This window comes from Bacillus sp. 17RED48 (genome assembly GCF_019837545.1).
Classification (GTDB): Bacteria; Bacillota; Bacilli; order Bacillales; family Bacillaceae_G; genus Bacillus_A; species Bacillus_A wiedmannii.
On the sequence record NZ_JADAXG010000002.1, the window covers coordinates 588,736 to 608,647 of the forward strand.

The window sequence follows — 19,912 nt, forward strand, 5'->3', positions numbered from 1 at the left end:
TATACTTATTTCATAAAACCAGCCACAAGCATTCGCCAAAAATTACTTGATTTCCCTTCATACCCAATTTGAAAAATAGGTACCTTAATAATTGATAGCCATTTTGGTGTTTGTTTTTCTTTATAACGCTGGTACTGTAAAATAAGCTTGTCCAATTCTTGACTCACTTGAATTGTCTCCATACTATTTAACCCACTTGTTAAACCTAATTGAATCATTTCTTCACGTTTCATATGAATATCACGTGAAAGCTTTTCTAATGTGTACTTCCTTTTTACGGTAAACATTCATATCCCCCTTATTATACTTCCATGCTTTTAACTACTTAATCATATTTGAATTTGAAGAATCAGAAATTTTAACATTTTCTCCCTGTAATTTACAAATCTTTACCCTCACTTTGAGAATTATTACAAATTATTCTATCTTTGTAAATACATTCGCAATAATAGACATTTTTTTCATCTTCTTTTTTTACAAATACCAATTAAATAGCGGATTCGCTATTTTCTATATACTTTTCTTCGACATTTTTTGTTTAATTTATATAAAAACGCAAAACATAATGATGATTGATAAAGTGAAATTTAATCATTGGGGGATTTTGTTCATTCCTCACTGCTCGCAAATAGCGGGAAAAAATAGAAAGGAAATATTTATATGCGCAAATATACGATTGCATTGCTTATTTTTACTATGTTCTTACCATCCTTCTTGTTTCCTGTTCAAGCAATGGCCCATACAAACAAAGTCGCTATTGTCATTGATGACTTCGGCAATAATATGAAGGGGACTGATAAAATGTTATCACTTCCTATTCCACTGACTGTTGCCGTTATGCCTTTTCTCCCTTCCACAAAGGAAGATGCGATAGCGGCTCATAAGAAAGGGCACGAAGTTATTATACATATGCCAATGGAACCGATTAAAGGTAAAAAAGAATGGCTTGGACCAAAAGCAATTACAACTGATTTAAGCGACGAAGAAATAAATAACCGACTCGAACAAGCGATTCAAGAAGTACCGCATGCAATTGGGATGAACAATCATATGGGCTCAAAAGTGACCGCGGACGAAAGAATTGTACGACTTATACTTGCAGCTTGTAAAAAACACGGTTTATTTTATTTAGATAGCAAAACAAATCCTAAGAGTGTTGTCCCAAAAATCGGGAAAGAATTAGGAGTGCCTATTATTGAAAATCAATTATTTTTTGATGATGTGTATACAGCGGCACATATTTCAAAACAAGCCCAATTACTCATTAAAAAACTTCAAGAAAAACCGATTATGGTAGCTATCGGACACGTTGGACCTCCAGGTGAAATTACATCACGTGTTATAGAAACTTCTATTCCTAACATTCGCGCACATGCAGATTTTATTTTTTTATCTGATTTAGCATTATCTCCACCTCCTGTTTCAAAATAAGATTCATTACTCGCACTAAAAAAGGTACCAATCTGCATATAGCAAATTGGTACCTTTCCTTTTCACCTTAAATATAGTCTACATGACTCACCCTGAATCCTTTTTTCTCTATTTTTTCGATTAATTGCTTTAATCTTTTTTCATTTAACTCATCTGCTATATTTACGATAACGCGGCGAATATACTGATCACCGTTATCTAGCGTAAATAATCCACCGATATTAAATGCTTTCAACAATGTCCCAAGTTCTTTAATCGTTCCCTTACAATCTTGTGTTGCAATTGTTAATATATAACCACCCGTCCGCATACCGAATGAATCTTCAATAACATCAAATATATTGGAATGCGTTAAGATACCGACAAATTCATTATAGTCATTTAACACAGCTAAAAATGGAAGTCGACGAATAACATAAAATGCTCTAAAAAAAGAATCCTTTTCAAAAATAAATGCAGAGGAATCTTCCAGCATATGTTCCGTGCTTAATTTCTCTAATCCGCTATTACACTTCTTTTCTAAAAGATCTACTTTATAAATAATCCCTATGAATTTCTTTTCATCTTCTGCTAATACAGGGATTGCTCGAAATCCCGTTTCATTCATAATGTGCAAAGCCTCTTCACCTGAATCGTTCATTTTGCAAAATGTTACTTGTTGTTTCGGCAGAAAATGGTATTTAACTCGCAAAATATGTTCCTCCTTACATGTCAACATGTAATCTATATATAATAAGGAGACCTATATTTTATGAGTAAAATTACATTTAAAACGCTTTCATTTTTTATTGACTTGTAACGACATCACAAACATTTTATATAACAGAGCTCTTTGCACCTTTTATCATTAACAACTTTACATGGTAATTCATTAAATATTCTATACCCTCTAGCCATTTTTTCGCTTCTTCTGGAGTTTTCCCCCACACAATCATGCCATAATTATGAACAAGAACTACTCCTCCACCTTCAATAAAATTCGGTACATTATTTTCTAATAAATCAGCGAATTTTTTCTCATCTTCTACAATAGGAATTGTCATTTCTGTTATACCTTCTTTTCCAAAAACACGTTCCACGCTACGTTTATCGAATGTTACTTCCCCTGTTTCTCCATATAACTCTGATATTAAATGGCTATCTACAGTCTGCACTTGTAAAATACATTCTGCACTACTTTTTTTATAAATATCCGCATGCATAAATGATTCTGCAGCTGGTTTTTCTTCATTTTCAAATACTGGCTCACACATACAATTAACAACAATAAAGTCTTCTTCTGAAAATAACCCTTTATCTCTTCCCTCAACGTTTACTAAAAAAGTTAACGGCTCTTTTGACGTACAGAGTGATAAACTAATTTTTGTACCATAAAACCAATCACGAAGTGCCAATTCAGATTTCACATCTTTTAATTCATTCCATTTTTTTAGAAAAAATAACATTTCGTCACCCCCGGCATAATATTTATATAATGTTCGAATCCTTTCTATGTAAAAGGAGTATTTTTTGATTATTCTAAAAATTTAATTGAATTATCACATGAGAACGCCTTTTTGTCAATATAGTTTCACAGCTCTTCTTTAAAATGGGCCATTCATATATCTATACTTCTGTCTATTCCCTACTTCATTTTGTACATAAAAAATACGTTATTCTTTTTAAATCAAAGAATAACGTATTTTCTCATCTTTTATTTCTTTATTGCATTATATAAAAACTGTGCATATTGTTCACGTGTTACGAAATCATCACCTAAAAAGTTTCCTTTTCCATTACCTTTTGATATATTATTATCCGCTAACGCTTTCACATATCCTTCTGCCCAATGACCAGTCGGTACATCAGTAAAGTTCACTTTATTATTTCTATCTTCTTTTAACTGAAATACTTTATATAATACTACAGACATTTCGTATCGAGTTAATACTCCATCTGGACGAAACTCCCCAGTACCATCTCCTTGCATAATTCCAGCTTGCGCAACTGTGGCAATATCTTGCTCAAACATATGCCCTTTCGTATCTGTAAATCTCTCTTTCTGCTCTACTTTATTTTCTAATTTCATGTACCTTTGTACTAAAGACGCAACTTGCCCACGAGTAATACTATCCCCAAATCCAAATTGTCCATTTCCATATCCCTTGAAAATATTTTCTTTCGCTAAATAATGAATTGCTTCTTCTGACCAATGTCCTTTTGGTACATCTTTAAATTCTACTACTTCTACTTTTTCATCTTCTTTAGAAGTATTGTCTTCTTTAGAATTGTTGTCCCCTTTACTTTCTACTACATTTTGAATTACAGATCCTGTAAAAAAGATTCCTGTATCCGCAAATGGATCTTTCACTCCAAATTCATATACTTTCTCACCTGGTGTACTCCATTTCACTACACCATTACTATACGTACCACCATCACTCTTCAGACGGATTTTTGTAGATACCTCGCCGTCTTTTTCGTATATAGGTACTTTTACTTCTTTATTTACTTCTGTATCCTCTAAAAAGACTTTTTGGTTTTGAACATTAATATAAGCTTTCTTACTTAGTTCTATTACTGGTCTAACATCGCGGATTTCATTTGCAACAAAACTTAAATATACTAACTTATTCAACTTACTAACTGGCGATAAGTCTGAAATATAATTTGCTTCTAAATCAAGTTTTTGTAAGTTTACTAGATTTGATAATGGAGTAATATCCTTTAACTCATTATTAGGTAAATCTAATTCTGTAAGCTGAGTCATTTTAGCAAGTGGTGTCACATCTTCAATTTGATTTTTACCGATAAATAATTTATTTAATTGATTCATTTGATCAATACCCGATAAATCTTTAACTTTATTACGCGTTAATACTAAATCTTTTAAAGGTAATGAATATAACGGTTTAATATCTTCAATTTGATTACCTGCTAAAGTTAAGTATGTTACATTTTTCAATGCGCTTAATGGAGCAACATTCGTAATTTTATTATTTGCTAAATTCAAGTAATCTAGTTGTTCCATTTTCGCTAATGCTGTTACGTCTTCTATTTGGTTGCCTGATAGATATAAACTTTTTACATTTTTCATTTCAATGAGTGGTGCAACGTTTGTAATTTTATTATTACTCAAATCAAGAGATGCTAAATTATCCATCTTAACAAGTGGTGTTACATCTGAAAATTCATTACCACGCAAAGCTAAATGATTTAATTGCTTTAAATTCGCAAAGAACGATGGATCTGTTATCTTCGCATTCGCAACTGTTAAAGATTTTAAATTTGGCATATATTTTAATGCACTATAATCAAGAATCTCATTCGTGTTTAAAAACAAGTCCTTTACTTGTAATAACTCCTCTTTCGTAATTGGTGTATTTAAATCTTTTCTATTAAATACTTTTTTATTAACAAGTTCTCTTAATTTGTTATCTGTTATCATATTTTGACTATCAATTGGATAATCCGTTTCCGTATTGCCTGAATTAGCGTTATCATCTGGTTTCTCTGTTTCTTTGTCACCTACAGTTGGATCTTTAATTTCAAATTGAACTTGATATTTGTGATCATATCCGATGGCCGGAATAAGTATATGCATTTGCATATTATGCTTCTTCTCAAATTCGCCAATTTCAAATTGGACTACTTTCGTTCCATTTTTCCTCTTATCTTCTGATAAAACTTTCACATCTTGAAATACACCAGGTTGGTTTTTATCCTCTATTCTAAGATATTGAAAATAATCGCTATCTTGTATTGTTACAGTAACGATTTTTTTCCCATCTTCAATTGCTACTTTAGGATTTTTTATGTACTGAGAAACCATAGATGGCTCATCTTTTTGATCCTTATATATTTTAATCTCAGTATCGTATGTACGTTCACTAGCTGCTGCCACCGACTGGTTTGCTTCAGCTTTTAGTGCTGCTAATGCTGGAGTAGAGTATGTAGCAAATGGAATTGCTAATGTTGTGGCTACTACTAGCGCCTTAATATAACTTTTTTTCAAAATAATATCCCCTATCATATATAATTTTTATAATTGATAAATGTTATCAATTACTTACAAAATAAATGATAATGAATCTCATTATCATTGTCAATGATAATATTACATTAAGTTTATATTTCCAAAGATAAAAAATAAAAAACCCTTTAATCAAAGGGCCTTTTTACCTAGCGTATGAAGAATTTCACTTTTTTCTTTTTCATTAATAAAACCAATTTTTTGCAAAATATTTGCATACAATACAAGTTTATTATATATCCGTTCTGACATGCTTCTCCCTTCTTTCCTTCGACCAACTTTTTTTGTATTGGTAAATTATATGAAAGAGATGAGAAAATGTGTCCACTTTTTGCATACATACAAATCTTTTATCCTGCTATTTGCGGACAGTAAAACTCCCACCTCAAAAACAGGTGGGAGTTCAATTTATTTAGCAAATTGTCCATTGAATATTATGCTTTTTGACTTCCTCTTCAAAACTATAGGGCATTTTCTTATCACAAATTACATGTTGAATACGTGAAAATGCTGCTATTCGGTAATTTCCTTTTACCCCTACTTTTGTATGATCACATAAAATATATGTTTTCTCCGCTAATTTCAGCATCGCTTCTGACAGTTTCGCCTTTTCTAATTCAAAACTAGAAACCCCAAAACCAGGTAACAATCCATCAATCGAAACGAATGCTTTATGAAAATGAAATTGCTGGATTACTTGCTGCGAAATAGACCCTGACACACGTGAATGCTTTGGAGACACTTTTCCACCAATAAATAAAACTTCACCGTGAAACATCTTTTTATTAATAGAAGAAATTAATTGTGTAGCTACTGGAAATGAACTTGTTACAATCGTTAAATTTTTACGATGAACAAGATATGGCACCATTTGAAGCGGTGTACTTCCATCATCAATCGCAATCACATCTCCATCTTCCACAAACGTTGCTGCTTTATACCCAATTCTCTTCTTCTCTTCTATATGCAGCATCTCTCGTTCTAGCATTGGTGCCTCTATTCCAGCTCCCGGAAGTTGGACGGCTCCACCATACACTTTCTTCAACTTCTTTTCACGATCCAATTCTTCTAAATAACGACGAATCGTCTCTGTTGATACAGCAAACTCTCTCGCTAACTCTGAAACTTTTACTTTCCCTTTAAACTCTACCTTCTCAAGAATGGTTCGCTTTCTTTCTTCACCTACTACAGACATAGCTTCACCCCATTGATTTCTACCTCATAAACTGCCTTACTTATACAAAGTTATAACTTTCTTTTTCAGTGAAAACTTCTTCATGAATATGAATACCACGCTTTTTTAGTTCATCAAAAATGATTTGTGGATTTACAAAAGCTTCCTCAGGTGTCACAACACCAGCTTTATTTACATTCCCTTTTGCGATTAACTCTGTAGCAATCCCAAATGGAATACCGACGTTTCTCGTATAAGCTCTTAATTTTTCCCATCCTACAACAGAACCATCAGATAACGGGTGTGTATGATATAATACGTGCCTTTGTTTTTCATTATTTTTCACACCTATTACTTCTACATGAAGTGCATAACCGTAAATTTCTGTTTCTTGCCCTTCTTTCGATTGCAATAAATACTTCGAAATACAATCCATAATGCCAATTTCTTTCCCATTTATGTCAACCCGATCATTACGCAATATACCATAATCATATAAAGCACGTACGAGCTGCATATTTTGCTTTGGCCAAGTTCCTCTCGTCTCTATCAGCTTGACGCCTTTATTTTCTAGTGCTTTTGCTAACGTAATCGTTTCAGAATGCGGTATTATATACTGCGTTGCCTTACCATAAGGCGCCGGTAATTCAATTTCTCTTGGACGCGCAAACGGCGGTACTTGCTTAAACTCACCATCTTCATATACTGTACGCAATCGTAAATGTGGATCATATTCATATGTCGTTGTTTCTGTAATTGATGCAGAAAAAGCAATTGGACGGTACGAGCCATGACTTACACGTACTGACTCTACAGTATCTAGCTGATTTGCTGCATGCATTGCCATCATTTGCGTTACACCTGGCGTCATACCAAAACCAGGTAAACACGTTTTTTCATTTTGAGCAAATATAGAATGAAATTCATTTTCTTCACCAAATCCATTCAAATTCACACCGTGACAACCTGCTTCTGCAATACATCGAGTAGACAATCCATTTAACTTAATTGTCGTACCGTCCATTACAATGTCATAACCTTTCATTTTTGCAACCGTATCCTCGTGATTTGTTACATCTACTTTCACAAAATCAACACGAGGATCGTTGAGCCATTCTACTACTTTCAGGCCCTCTTCTTCATTAAAATCAGCTACTGTAATCGCCTCAAAAGATGAAAATTGTACTAAATCTAAAATTGCTTCACGACAAATTTTACCTGCTCCACCTAAACAAAATACTTTCATCCTATAGCAACTCCTTCAGCTATACTATTTACTAAACGATTTATGTCTTCCTCATGTACGTCACCGATATTTCCAATGCGGAACGTATCTACTTTCGAAATTTTACCAGGATAAATAACAAATCCATATTGCTTTAATTCATTATATAGCTGTTGAAATTCAAATCCTTTTTCTGGATAAATGAAGGATGTAATAATAGGCGATTGATATTTTTCATCTACTAGTGGCTTAAATCCGATTTCTCTCATTCTACTCACTAATAGTTTTTGATTGTTATAATATCGATTGTAACGAGCTTCTACTCCGCCCTCTTTTTCTAATTCAAGTAGTGCTTGATAAAAAGCGTGCACAACATGTGTAGGTGACGTAAAACGCCATTTCCCATTTTGATTTTCCATTGTTTCCCACTGATCGTATAAATCTAATGATAATGAACGTGCCTGTCCCTTACATTTCAACAATTCAGCACGCTTTGCAATAACAAAGCCGAACCCAGGAACACCTTGAATACATTTATTCGCACTACTAATTAAAAAATCAATTTGCAACTCAGCGATATCTATTTCAATACCACCAAAACTACTCATTGCATCAACTAGTGTTACTTTTCCATATTGCTTCCCTAATTTACATACATCTACAATTGGATTGATAATACCTGTTGTTGTTTCACAATGAACAACTGCAATATGTGTAACCTCTTTATCTTGTTGCAATATCCTTTCTACTTCTGCAATATTAGTAGGCTCCCACTCTTCTGTTTGACTGACCACCACATCTATATGTAACATCTCTGCCATTTGTACAATTCGCTTACCGTACGCACCATTTGTACATACGAGCAGCTTTCCGTTTTTAGGAATGACAGATCCAATCACTGCTTCAACTGAAAACGTACCGCTTCCTTGCATTAAAACAGTTGTATATTTCTCCTCTTCTTTCGTTGCTAACGATACAAGTTTAGCTCTTACCTCTTGTACCATTGTGTTATATTCAGCATCCCACGTACACCAATCGTATAACATAACTTCTTTTACTGTTTTGGTTGTTGTTAATGGTCCAGGCGTTAATAATAAATAGTGATTTTCAGTCATGATCCTATTCCCCTTTTATGAAATAATAAGTTCTTGTTTCTCGATATGTTCCATTACGTTTTCGAGTTCCTGCATCGTTTCTATCGTAAAGTGCGCCCCATTTTCAACGAAACGATTGCGAACTACTTCTATTTTTTCACGAAGTTCTACCGGATCCATATTCTCCACTTCCTCTTCAGTTAAGCCGAGTTCGCTACTGCCGAGAATTACACCTACTGTCCACATACCAGCATTTCTTCCCTCTTTCATATCTGATACTGTGTCTCCAACTTTTATCATATGATTCATTGGATATACACCAAGCTCCATCGCATTTTTATAGCACATCCACGGATACGGACGACCTGCTGGAACATCATCTGGTGTTACAAGAAAATCCGGTTTATACCCTTGTAGTGCTGCTTCTTTTGCTACAATGTCCATCATTTCTCTCGTATAACCAGTCGTTGAACCAATTTTAATTCCTCTTTCACGTAAAGAAGCAATCACTTCTTTTACTCCATTAATCGGCGACGCATAGCGCGGTAAAATAGCGAAGAGAATCTTTTCGAATTCTTCATACATCTCCTGAATGTCTGCTTCTGTTGGTAATTGTCCGAAAATACGATTCCACTCACTTGCAATACGAGTCATCTCAGTTAATGCTCTAACATGATCAATTTTCAATAATCCCATTGGCTTACGGGCTTCTTCTGCAGTAATTGCAACACCGCGTTTATGGAAAATCTCCATAAATACTTCCAGTGGTGCAAAACATCCGTAATCAACTGTTGTACCTGCCCAATCAAAAATAACTGCTTCTACTTTCATTCAATCCATCACCCTTCTTATTTATCTTTTTTGCCATTGTGACGTTCGGTTACGAAGTGCTTTCGTTCCCCATTCATATACAACTCTCACTACAATATTTGTAACAACAATAAGTACACTCATTGCAGCTGCTGGTGCTACATTTCCTGCATCATCCATATTTACAATTGATACGGCAGCTAGTTTAAAATCAGCTGCATACAGGAATACAACTGCTGAGACAGTTACCATTGAATTTACGAAGTAGTACATTACCATTTCTAAAATGGCTGGTAAACACATCGGTACCGTAACTCGAAAGAATGTTTTATAAAACGGTATCCCCATCGACTGTGAAACAAGTTCAAACTCTCGATCTAATTTCTTTAAAGCTGTCGTTGCCGTAACAAATGTTACAGAATAAAAATGAATGATATTGACTAGTACTAGCACAGCAATTGTTCCGTATAGAGAATGGAACGGGTTCGTTACGGAAAGTCCAAAGATTTGTATTGTTGGTTGACTAAAGAAGAAGACGTAGCCTACCCCAAGTACTAAACCTGGTATCGCTAAAGGAACGATAGAGAAAAAGTAACCTGCTTTTCGGAAAAATTGTAGCTGATCTATTTTCTCAATCGCATAAGCGAACATAAATGTTAAAACCGCTCCAATTACTGCAGTAATCGCTGAAACAATTACGCTATTTTTAAATGCTCCAAGTCCATCTCCTGTTAAACTGGAAAAATTGAAATGCTCAAATGTAAAGCTCATATTATATGGCCATACTTTCACACTTGCAGCAATACCAACTGCCACAAATAATAGAATGATCATAAGCGTTACTACGCTACAATATACGAATGAAATAACATCTCTTTTCTTATTATTTATTATTCTGTAAGGTACTGATTTGGAAGATAAAAGATTCGCCTGCTTTCTTTGCGTAATGCGATCAACTGCAAAGGCAAATATAGCTGGGATTAATAAAATCATTCCGACAGTTGCACCCATCGGCATATTTTGCTGCCCAATTACTTGCTTATATACGTCAGTAGCAAGTACATTATATTGCCCACCAACAATTTTTGGTGCCCCAAAATCAGTGAAACTAAGTGTAAACACAACGAACATCGCACTAATTAATCCGTACTTTACACTAGGTAAAGTAACAGTGAAAAATTGCTTTGCTTTACTCGCTCCTAACATATTAGAAGCTTCATATAAACGATAATCAGAGCCTTGAAAAGCAATTAATAATATAAGAAATGCTTGCGGAAATGTATACATGACTTCAGCCATTACAATTCCTACTGGTCCATATAAAGGGATTTGTATCCCTTCAAACAAACCAAACATTCCTTTCGTTACTAACCCTTGATTACCAAATAAATATGTCAGTGCGATACCATGCATCATCGTAGGTGCGAATAATGGTAACAACGCAATATATTGAAATACACGCTTTCCAAACACATTCGTACGAGTGATCGCATAGGCGTAAGCGAAAGCGAGTGTCACTGCAATAATTGTTGTCGCGCCCGAAATCCATATCGTATTTTGTAATGATTGAACTAGCGTTGGTGTTGTGAAATATTTACTGAAATTCGCAACACCAATGAAAGCTCCATCTTTATCATAAAAAGCTTGTGTAAACAATTGTAATAAAGGTAATACAAGCATGATCAAAAACGCGAGAAGCATACCAATAATTAATAGTCTTTGTATCCACTCTTCTTTACCGATACGTCTCTTAATCTTTTTTTTCGTACTTTCTACCTTGAAATCTTCTAACATCTCCATCTATACAATGACCTTCTTTCCATATGACAACATATGATTTTCTGAGAAAGAGATTTGAATCGGCTTTCCTTTTCTAATTGCGGTTGCTTCTACTTCTGATGCCAATATATCCACTACAATTTTCTCGTTATAAAGATGTGCTTTTTCTTCTACGACTCGCACTTCCGTCCGATATACAGATCCGCGAAATTCCATGTTTTCAACAACCGTTTTAATACCATCCTTTTGTACAACTGTTACATGCTCAGGACGAATTGCATGTTCTTCATTGTTTTTCGAAAAGAAATTAATAGAACCAATAAAATCTGCCACAAACGGATTGGCTGGTCTTTGATAAATCTCCTCTGGTGTGCCAATCTGCATAATTTCCGCATGATTCATTACAACAATTTTATCGGCCATCGTTAATGCCTCTTCTTGATCATGCGTAACCATAATAGTTGTTACTCCTACTTTTTCTTGCAAATCACGCATTTCTCTACGTAACTTTTCACGCACTTTTGCATCTAAAGCAGATAACGGCTCATCGAGTAACAAAATATCCGGAGACAGAGCGAGCGCACGTGCAAGTGCTACTCGCTGCTGTTGTCCACCAGACATTTGAGCAGGATATTTATCTTTTACATTCAGCAAATCTACAAGTTCTAACGCCTCTAACGCTTTCTCTTTTACTTCTGCTTTTCCATATTTTTTTGTCTTTAAGCCGTATTCAATGTTTTCAAGTGCTGTTAAATTCGGAAATAATGCATACGATTGAAACACCATTCCGAAATTCCTCTTTCCAGGAGGTAATGCTGTAATATCTTTTCCATCCACAGCTATACTACCTGTTGTTGCCTCTTCTAGCCCTGCTAAAATTCGAAGCAATGTTGTTTTCCCACAACCACTTGGGCCTAATAAACATACAAACTCATTTTTTTTCACAGTAAAAGAAATATCTTTTAACGCTGTAAATGCATCAAACTTTTTTTGAATGTGTTGAATTGATAAATATTCGCTCATTTTTTCTCTCTCCCACTCACTTACTTACTTTTTCGGTTCTGCTTTTTGGCCAAAATCTTTTTCCCATTTTTCTAAAATTTTGTCACGATTTTCTGCTGCCCACTTAAAGTCATTCTTTTTGTATAACTTTTCTGTCACATCTTTAGGGAATCCATCTGGAAGTTTATAATCATTTTTAATTGTCGCAAATCCATTTTTCTCGAAGTATAACTTCATTACATCATCAGTAATTGCCCAATCCAAAAATGCTTGCGCTAATTTTTCATTTTTTGCATTATCTTTTTTAATAAGTGCGTTCGCTTCTACTTCCCAACCTAATCCTTCTTTCGGCAATACAACTTCAACCGGTGCACCTTTTTGTTTCTCTTTCAAAGCACTATAAACCATTGATACGCCAACTGGATATTCACCTGCGCCTGCTAATTTCGCTGGTTTTGAACCTGAATGAGTATAAGTTGCCATATTATCATGAAGTTTCTTCATGTAATCCCAGCCTTTATCTTCACCCATAATTTGTAACCATGCAGAAACTGTTAAAAATCCTGTTCCAGAAGAAGCTGGATGTGGCATAACAAGCGTTCCTTTATATTCTGGTTTCGTTAAGTCTTCGTATGATTCTGGCATCGGTAAATTTTTCTTCTTTAATTCTTCTTTATTTATAGCAATCCCCGTCATAAATGCCGTATTACCTACCCATTTTTCTGGTTGCTTATCATCTTTAAATTGCGGAAGAACACGATCTGCGCCTTTTGGAGAGTATCCTTTTAACATATCTTTTTTATCTAAAGCTAATAGACTAGACGCTGCTGTTCCCCATACAACATCTGCTTGTGTATTTTTTCCTTCAGCTAGCAATTTCGCTGTAATAACTCCAGTTGAATCACGAACAATGTTCAGTTTCACATCTGGATACTTCTTTTTAAAAGAATCAAGATAAATTGGTACAAGTTCTTCTTCAATCGCTGTGTAAACAGTTAATGATCCAGATAATTTATCATCCTTTACTTTTGCCCCAGCACTTTCTTCTTTCTTTGCACCACACCCCATTAATAACGAAAATACCATTCCAGTTGCTACAGCTTTAAAGATTGTTTTTTTCACTGTCTCTCTCTCCTTTTATAAATCTTATGTACAACTCAAATATAAACAACTAGTGTAAAAGCAGTATTAAACCAACATTAATCTTTTGTTTGTTGTTTGTTTTTGTGTAATACGTTGCTATTTCTATGTTTTTTCGCATTTTTCTGCCAATAATGAACACTAAATTTACAAATAATTAAAAAAACCTTTATAATCCCACAAAAAAATGAGGCGTTTGTAAAAAACGCCTCATTTTTGTTTACCTTTTTTTGAATTACGATTTGCATACTTCGCGCTATTTTCTCCTTCATACTCTAATGCAAATTCTGCATCTGGTAAGCTTTCTTTCGGAGTTTTATTATTGTTGATTGCCGCATTTTGTTTCACTTTTCTTTTTACCAATACATTCACCTGCTCTCAAGAATTCACTTTCTACCCTAGTTTGAAGCAACATTAAATAATTATTACTGGCAAGTGTTAACAAGTACATAAGAGCCGCTAGATGGAAATACTACCTATGAAGAAAGTATTATAAAAGGGGCGATTATTTTGAAGAAGAAAGATAAAATTCAGTCACCAATTTTAGATGAAACGCTCCCGCATCAAATGAATTTCCCATCTTTTAAAGGAACAGGAAAGAAGATGCAACAACCTTTCATAAATCAATATGACGTCGTAATCGGAGACAGTAAATATGATTCCGAGAATAGTCCACTTCACAATTGGACTGATGAAGTAGACCCTGCCATTATGGCTGGAGAAGAATGGATTCATCCTACAAATGATATTGGGTGGATTTCAGAAGAAAATCAAGAGTTGCTAAAAAAAGAAGTGGATAATAAGAATGACGCTTTTATGCATCCGCAATTTGGCATTAACGACTAAAAAACCATTCTACCTCACATAGGTAGAATGGTTTCATACTATCCAATAATAATTCTCTCTTTCGGGTATTTATAGCGAGGTGGCTGTTCTCTTCCCCCACTAGCCAGTATAAATGTTAAAATACCGACACGCCCAATAAACATAAGTACAATGAGTACAAGTTTACCAACAGTTGTTAAATCTGGCGTAATACCTGTCGATAGCCCTGTCGTCCCGAAAGCAGAACACACTTCAACAATTAAACTCATAAGCGGTACATTTTCCGTAATAGATAAAATAAAGAGTGCTGTGGCACATAATAAAATCCCCATCGTCATAACGACAGATGCTTTTAGCACGTCCTCTTCATGTAACTGACGTTTGAAGACTCTGACCGTTCTTCCACCTCTTGCAAAAGTGTATAACGATAATATACTAACAGCAAATGTTGTTGTACGTATTCCGCCCCCAACCGAACTTGGAGATGCCCCTATAAACATTAATATACTCATAAATAAAAGCGTCGGTTGTGACAATTCACGTATATCCATTGTAGCCAGTCCACCACTTCGCGTCGTCACAGATTGGAATAATGTATAAAAAACTGTTTCATGCCATGACTTTCCTGCTAAAAACTGATTTCGCTCTAGTAGAAAAATCATAATTGTTCCAACGATAACGAGTGCAAAAAATGTCGTTGTCGTCAATTTTGTAAACAACGAAAAGCGGAATAGTTGCTGTCTCCTTTTACTAAAGAATTGCTTTACTTCCATTAACACCGGGAAGCCAATCGCTCCTAAAATAATAAGTAACATATGAATCATTTGCACAATATAATCTTTTTTGTACGGAATTAGTGATTGTCCAGTTAAATCAAATCCTCCGTTCGTAGTTGCACTAACAGCGGCAAAGAAACCGTGGAAATAAGCTTCTTGCCAAGTTGGAAAATAAAGTAGAAATCTTGTACCTAATAGTATTGCTCCAATAAGTTCTATCGAAATAATTACAATTAAAATAGAACGCATCAATTCTACAAGGCCTGATAAATTCCCTTGATTATGGTCTGCCATAATGAGTCTTCTTCTCTGCAAACCGATTTTTTTCCCCGTTATAATCCAAACAAATGTACCAAGTGCCATAATTCCTAAGCCGCCTAATTGTAAAATAAGGGCTAACATAATAATTCCTGCCGTAGTAAATGTATCTGAAATTGTAACAACAGACAGTCCCGTAACACTTACCGCACTAACAGATGTAAAGAGGGCATCGATAAATGTCCATTTCACACCAGCCTTCGTAACAAACGGGAAACTAAGCAATATCACCGATACAACTACTGCTAATAAATAAAACAAAACAATAAGTTGTACAGGACGTAATTTTTGTAAAAACTTTTTTATATCTCTCATTCCATCACTTCGCTACCTTTTTTCTATCGATTAAATAAAGAAAAATCTTCACTTTCTTTATTTGTAAATAACTGCTCAAATAATTTGGCAAATACCATTCCATACACAGTTCCATTACCTCCATACGGCAATGCGTAAAATAAATTATGTATCTCTTTGTCTTCTTTTAAAATAGGGAGACCATCATGACTACCGCCAAATGCTGCCGCCCAATAGTACTCTGCCTGTATATTCTTATACTGCGGGAACATCTCTTTTACAATGTTAATAAGGATATCACGCTTATGCAATAATTTCGTATCACCGATTGTTTGAATTTTCATCGCTTCATCTAATCCGCCTACAATAATACGGTTTTGATACGTTCGAAAATATAAGTAAGGCCGTGCTGTTTCCCAAATTAATGATTGTTCATGCCAGCCTTCAAATGAATCTACCTTATTTGTCACCACTGCATATGATGTTTCCACTGTTGTATTTTTTTCTTTCTTTCCGAAAAGTGCTTCATATCCTGTCGCCATAATAATATTCTTTGCTACAATTTGATTTCCTGTTTTCGTGTAACAAATTAAATCATTTTGGCGTTTTTTTATATGTATGGCCTCTGTATGCTCAAGTATAGTAGCTCCCATTTGATTTGCTTTATGCAAAAGGCTATGCGCTAATAAATACGGATTCACTTCGGCATCACCATGCGTATATAACGCTGCTTGTTTTATAAATGAATACTTCTTCTTCATATGTGAATCGGTAAAATATTCAACCGGGAATCCATAATGGCGTAACGTATTATATTCTTCTTGTAAAAACGATACATCCTCATTTCTACTTGCATAATACAAACTACTTCGTGGAATAAACTGGGGATCAATATCGAGAGTCGGTACAACTTGCTCCATTGTTCGTAACGCTTCGTAACATAGCTTATATGCTCGTACCCCTTTTTTTTCACCAAATGTATGGATAAGTGAGGTTAGCGGTTTATCATGAAGAAATTGTAGTAAACCTGTATTAGCAGCTGTGCTACCACATGCGATTGCTCGTTTTTCAATGAGCGTAACACGCATTCCAATTTTCGCTAACGAATAAGCTATATGAGCACCTGCTTCTCCGCTTCCGACTACAAGCACATCACATATCATATCATTTTCTAATGATGGATAACAAGGTATAGAAACTCCTGTATTCCAAAACAACTTACCAGTCATAAGTTTCATAATTATACTCCTAAAATATAAATTTCTCCTTTCTATCTTTTGTTATTTCCCATAAAAAAATCCAACTAACATACGCTAGTTGGATTTTTTATTTTTAATTAGAACGCTCCTCCAGCCAATTTCCAACCGTCGGATATGTTTGTTTTACCGCTGTTCCACCGTAAACGATCGACATATGTCCCGTTGGTAAACATACATATTGTTTATCTGTGCTAGAAATATGATCTAGCAAAGCTTCTACTTGGCATGGCAGGGCAATATGATCACGTTTCGCAGAAATATTTAAGACATTCGCCTTAATATTTGCAAGGTCTACCTTTTGTCCGCGAATAACGAGTTCACCTTTCACTAATTTATTATTTTGATAAAAATCACGAATCCATTGTCTATACGATTCACCTGGGAATGGAATACCGTCACCAACCCACTTTTGAACTAATTTCCAGCTTTCGACGAAGCGCTCATTTTCTGAACGATCGAGTAAAGCAACATATGGACCTACAAAGTTTGTAATTGGTTTTAACATCTTATTTCCGAAATCAATCATTTCTGGCGGAATATTTCCGAATGTATCAACCGCTTTATCTAAATTGAAGTATTTCTCATCTAATAAAGGACCGTATAATCCTGTTTCGGAGAAATCAAAAGGACTTGTCATAAAGATTAAGTTACGAATTGGCATGTGCGGATGAAGTGCTGCATAAATAGAAGTTAGCGTTCCACCCATGCAATAACCAAGTAAAGAAATCTCGTCCGATTTCGCAGTTCTCATTACTTTCTTCACTGCTTTTGCAATATAATCAAACACGAAATCATCAAATTTCAAATGACTATCTTCTAAACCAAATGTGCCCCAATCAAGCATATACACATCAAAACCACGATCTACTAAATATTCCACTAAACTATTTCCTGGAGTTAAATCCATAATATACGGTTTATTAATAAGCGCGTATATTAATAGGATTGGAACTCTCTGTGTTTTTTCTTGTTTTGGAATGTAACGATACAGCTTCGTTTTATTCTTCGTCCAAATAACTTCTTTCGGTGTTAAACCAACTTGTGGTTCTGGTTCGCGTAATAAAACTTCGCTCGCTCTTTTCACACGGCGATATGCTTTACGATATTCTTCTGGGTACAACTCCAATTGCTTTTCCCATTCCGTTACGAATGTAGTCATTTTTCTATCTCCTTTTCGGTCGATTTATTTCTAAAAAAAGAAGTGCATTCCTGCTATGGATATGCACTTTTTTCTTACTTCATTACATGTATAATCCGCCGTTAATGTTTAATTGCTGACCTGTGATATACGCACCGTCACGGCATAGATATACTACACCTTTTGCAATTTCATCAGCTTGACCAAAACGTTTTTTCGGGATTTTCGCAACGATTTTTTGACGCACTTCTTCTGGTACTTCTGCTACCATTTCAGTATCAATAAATCCTGGGCAAATTGCGTTTACAGTTACATTTGTTTTTGCAAGCTCTAATGCTAATGATTTTGTAAATCCTAACATACCTGCTTTTGCTGCAGAGTAGTTTGTTTGTCCAAATCCACCAGCTTGGCCAATAATAGAAGAAATACTAATGATTCTTCCTTCTTCTGCTTCCGATATGTATGGAAGTACCGCGCTTGTTGTATTAAATACACTGCTCAAGTTCACGTCAATTACGCGCTCCCAATCTTCACGATTTAATTTTTTGAATGTACGATCTCTTGTAATACCAGCATTATTAACAAGAATATCAACTTTACCAAAATGATTCACAGCTTCTTCTACAAGTCTGTTTGCATCTTCTACTTTAGAAACATCCGCTTGAACTGCATAAACGTCATGTCCTTCTTTTCCTAATTCATTTACTAAGTTTTCAGCTGCTTCTTTACTGCTGTTATAGTTAATAACTACTTTTGCTCCCTCTTGTGCTAATGCTACTGTAATTGCTTTTCCAATTCCTTTTGCCCCACCTGTTACGATTGCTACTTTGCCATTTAATTGAACCATTTCTTTTCCCCCTTAAATGAATTTGTGAACGATTGTTATGAATCATTTTGGTACTCATATGAATAGAGTCCATATATTAATTATGTTTCGTTGTTTATATATGAAAAAGAGATTCTCCCTTTCCCTTTTGCACGTTATAAACAAACGCTATTATCATTTTTTATTTTCCGGCTTATTCGCAGGTTTTACTTCTTCTTTTGCAGGTACTTGTAGTTTCTCTAGTACTGCATTTTGCTTTTCTAGTAACTCTAAAATTTGATCAACTTTCGTTTCTAGCGTGCGAATATCTTGTTTTACTTTCGTAACATCACGCTTTAATGTAGGAGCTTGTCCTAATGAATCCACTTTCTCTTCTAGAATTTCCTCAATGTTATCAACTTTATTTTCTAAATTGATAACAAGCGTAGCTACTCTAGCGATATCCTCTCTCGTCGGCACATTCACCTGTTCTAAATAATTTTTTGTCGTATCATTTAATGCTTTTTGATAAAACAAATTCAAATCTAGAACGCTGCCCATCCAAGCAGAATATTCTTCTGTTTTAATTGTTTCATTGAGCGCTTTTCCCCAAAATGTTTCGGTTTGTTCATAAGCATTTTTCCATGCTTGCAATGGATCGAATTTTTGATCAATCACTTCGCCTACACTCCCTTTTTCGTTTTTGAAACAATTCAACCTATTCACTATTTTCTAATATTCTGAATAAAACTTCAAGTCTATATTTTATTTTTCTTTATTTTCCAATAAATGTGTTGACATTAAAAACAGATAGGTGTAAATTGCACTTA

Annotated in this window: 19 protein-coding genes; 2 read left to right on the forward strand and 17 right to left on the reverse strand. The window is 34.7% G+C overall.

What is annotated here, in order from left to right; translation table 11 throughout:
- Positions 1-5: 5 nt before the first annotated feature.
- The gene (locus ILT06_RS09755) at positions 6-287 is read right to left on the reverse strand and encodes an aspartyl-phosphate phosphatase Spo0E family protein (RefSeq protein WP_000495533.1); all 282 of its coding nucleotides are present in this window, start codon (positions 285-287) and stop codon (positions 6-8) included.
- A gap of 373 nt (positions 288-660) precedes the next feature.
- Here ILT06_RS09755 and ILT06_RS09760 point away from each other — a divergent pair, with 373 nt between their 5' ends.
- Positions 661-1,431 carry a divergent polysaccharide deacetylase family protein gene (locus tag ILT06_RS09760; protein WP_064476723.1) on the forward strand — a complete coding sequence of 257 codons (771 nt, stop codon included), beginning with the start codon at positions 661-663 and terminating at the stop codon, positions 1,429-1,431.
- 67 nt (positions 1,432-1,498) lie between these two features.
- Here the strand turns inward: ILT06_RS09760 and cbpA are convergent, their stop codons facing one another.
- The 11 genes from cbpA to ILT06_RS09815 all read right to left on the reverse strand — a co-directional run bounded on the left by cbpA (position 1,499) and on the right by ILT06_RS09815 (position 14,030).
- Positions 1,499-2,122 (reverse strand): cyclic di-AMP binding protein CbpA, encoded by a 624-nt coding sequence (cbpA, locus tag ILT06_RS09765; protein WP_064476724.1) that lies wholly within the window; start codon positions 2,120-2,122, stop codon positions 1,499-1,501.
- A gap of 124 nt (positions 2,123-2,246) precedes the next feature.
- Positions 2,247-2,876, reverse strand: a complete 630-nt coding sequence (locus ILT06_RS09770; RefSeq protein ID WP_064476725.1) for a class II aldolase/adducin family protein — start codon at positions 2,874-2,876, stop codon at positions 2,247-2,249.
- Between the two features lie 248 nt (positions 2,877-3,124).
- Positions 3,125-5,425 (reverse strand): NEAT domain-containing leucine-rich repeat protein, encoded by a 2,301-nt coding sequence (locus ILT06_RS09775; protein ID WP_222655030.1) that lies wholly within the window; start codon positions 5,423-5,425, stop codon positions 3,125-3,127.
- Positions 5,426-5,855: 430 nt separating this feature from the next.
- A complete protein-coding gene (locus ILT06_RS09780; protein ID WP_000117658.1) occupies positions 5,856-6,638 on the reverse strand; it encodes a DeoR/GlpR family DNA-binding transcription regulator in 783 nt (260 codons plus the stop codon).
- Between the two features lie 40 nt (positions 6,639-6,678).
- A complete protein-coding gene (locus ILT06_RS09785) occupies positions 6,679-7,863 on the reverse strand; it encodes a saccharopine dehydrogenase family protein (RefSeq protein ID WP_064476727.1) in 1,185 nt (394 codons plus the stop codon).
- Positions 7,860-8,957 carry a 2-aminoethylphosphonate--pyruvate transaminase gene (phnW, locus tag ILT06_RS09790; protein ID WP_064476728.1) on the reverse strand — a complete coding sequence of 366 codons (1,098 nt, stop codon included), beginning with the start codon at positions 8,955-8,957 and terminating at the stop codon, positions 7,860-7,862. The genes ILT06_RS09785 and phnW overlap by 4 nt, the downstream gene beginning before the upstream one ends.
- 15 nt (positions 8,958-8,972) lie before the next feature.
- Entirely contained in the window at positions 8,973-9,767 is a 795-nt protein-coding gene (gene phnX, locus ILT06_RS09795) for a phosphonoacetaldehyde hydrolase (RefSeq protein WP_064476729.1), read from the reverse strand.
- A gap of 21 nt (positions 9,768-9,788) precedes the next feature.
- The gene (locus ILT06_RS09800) at positions 9,789-11,546 is read right to left on the reverse strand and encodes a putative 2-aminoethylphosphonate ABC transporter permease subunit (protein ID WP_142289427.1); all 1,758 of its coding nucleotides are present in this window, start codon (positions 11,544-11,546) and stop codon (positions 9,789-9,791) included.
- Positions 11,547-12,548 (reverse strand): putative 2-aminoethylphosphonate ABC transporter ATP-binding protein, encoded by a 1,002-nt coding sequence (locus tag ILT06_RS09805; protein WP_064476731.1) that lies wholly within the window; start codon positions 12,546-12,548, stop codon positions 11,547-11,549.
- Positions 12,549-12,572: 24 nt separating this feature from the next.
- Positions 12,573-13,649 (reverse strand): putative 2-aminoethylphosphonate ABC transporter substrate-binding protein, encoded by a 1,077-nt coding sequence (locus tag ILT06_RS09810; RefSeq protein ID WP_088048360.1) that lies wholly within the window; start codon positions 13,647-13,649, stop codon positions 12,573-12,575.
- 228 nt (positions 13,650-13,877) lie between these two features.
- Positions 13,878-14,030, reverse strand: coding sequence for a hypothetical protein (locus tag ILT06_RS09815; protein ID WP_000240799.1), 153 nt, complete (start codon positions 14,028-14,030; stop codon positions 13,878-13,880).
- A 147-nt stretch (positions 14,031-14,177) separates the two neighbouring features.
- On the opposite strand from ILT06_RS09815, the gene ILT06_RS09820 reads away from it, so the two are divergent.
- A complete protein-coding gene (locus tag ILT06_RS09820; RefSeq protein WP_002070938.1) occupies positions 14,178-14,513 on the forward strand; it encodes a DUF3905 domain-containing protein in 336 nt (111 codons plus the stop codon).
- A gap of 38 nt (positions 14,514-14,551) precedes the next feature.
- Here ILT06_RS09820 and ILT06_RS09825 read toward each other — a convergent pair whose 3' ends face one another.
- From ILT06_RS09825 to phaR, 5 genes are all read right to left on the reverse strand, one after another.
- Positions 14,552-15,901 (reverse strand): TrkH family potassium uptake protein, encoded by a 1,350-nt coding sequence (locus tag ILT06_RS09825; protein ID WP_001204688.1) that lies wholly within the window; start codon positions 15,899-15,901, stop codon positions 14,552-14,554.
- Between the two features lie 23 nt (positions 15,902-15,924).
- Positions 15,925-17,118 carry an NAD(P)/FAD-dependent oxidoreductase gene (locus ILT06_RS09830; RefSeq protein WP_064476734.1) on the reverse strand — a complete coding sequence of 398 codons (1,194 nt, stop codon included), beginning with the start codon at positions 17,116-17,118 and terminating at the stop codon, positions 15,925-15,927.
- A 94-nt stretch (positions 17,119-17,212) separates the two neighbouring features.
- Positions 17,213-18,298 carry a class III poly(R)-hydroxyalkanoic acid synthase subunit PhaC gene (phaC, locus tag ILT06_RS09835; protein WP_000206842.1) on the reverse strand — a complete coding sequence of 362 codons (1,086 nt, stop codon included), beginning with the start codon at positions 18,296-18,298 and terminating at the stop codon, positions 17,213-17,215.
- 82 nt (positions 18,299-18,380) lie between these two features.
- On the reverse strand, positions 18,381-19,124 hold the full coding sequence (locus ILT06_RS09840; RefSeq protein ID WP_000250411.1) for an acetoacetyl-CoA reductase: 744 nt from the start codon (positions 19,122-19,124) through the stop codon (positions 18,381-18,383).
- 153 nt (positions 19,125-19,277) lie between these two features.
- Positions 19,278-19,760 (reverse strand): polyhydroxyalkanoic acid synthase subunit PhaR, encoded by a 483-nt coding sequence (phaR, locus tag ILT06_RS09845; protein ID WP_000566955.1) that lies wholly within the window; start codon positions 19,758-19,760, stop codon positions 19,278-19,280.
- Between the last annotated feature and the right edge of the window lie 152 nt (positions 19,761-19,912).

Coding starts and splice junctions, on each gene's coding strand:
- ILT06_RS09770 (WP_064476725.1), bottom strand. CDS start 2,876: ATGTTATTTTTTCTAAAAAAATGGAATGAATTAAAAGATGTGAAATCT.
- ILT06_RS09785 (WP_064476727.1), bottom strand. CDS start 7,863: ATGAAAGTATTTTGTTTAGGTGGAGCAGGTAAAATTTGTCGTGAAGCA.
- phaC (WP_000206842.1), bottom strand. CDS start 18,298: ATGACTACATTCGTAACGGAATGGGAAAAGCAATTGGAGTTGTACCCA.
- ILT06_RS09755 (WP_000495533.1), bottom strand. CDS start 287: ATGTTTACCGTAAAAAGGAAGTACACATTAGAAAAGCTTTCACGTGAT.
- ILT06_RS09805 (WP_064476731.1), bottom strand. CDS start 12,548: ATGAGCGAATATTTATCAATTCAACACATTCAAAAAAAGTTTGATGCA.
- ILT06_RS09830 (WP_064476734.1), bottom strand. CDS start 17,118: ATGAAACTTATGACTGGTAAGTTGTTTTGGAATACAGGAGTTTCTATA.
- ILT06_RS09840 (WP_000250411.1), bottom strand. CDS start 19,124: ATGGTTCAATTAAATGGCAAAGTAGCAATCGTAACAGGTGGGGCAAAA.
- ILT06_RS09825 (WP_001204688.1), bottom strand. CDS start 15,901: ATGAGAGATATAAAAAAGTTTTTACAAAAATTACGTCCTGTACAACTT.
- phnX (WP_064476729.1), bottom strand. CDS start 9,767: ATGAAAGTAGAAGCAGTTATTTTTGATTGGGCAGGTACAACAGTTGAT.
- ILT06_RS09760 (WP_064476723.1), top strand. CDS start 661: ATGCGCAAATATACGATTGCATTGCTTATTTTTACTATGTTCTTACCA.
- phnW (WP_064476728.1), bottom strand. CDS start 8,957: ATGACTGAAAATCACTATTTATTATTAACGCCTGGACCATTAACAACA.
- ILT06_RS09780 (WP_000117658.1), bottom strand. CDS start 6,638: ATGTCTGTAGTAGGTGAAGAAAGAAAGCGAACCATTCTTGAGAAGGTA.
- ILT06_RS09800 (WP_142289427.1), bottom strand. CDS start 11,546: ATGGAGATGTTAGAAGATTTCAAGGTAGAAAGTACGAAAAAAAAGATT.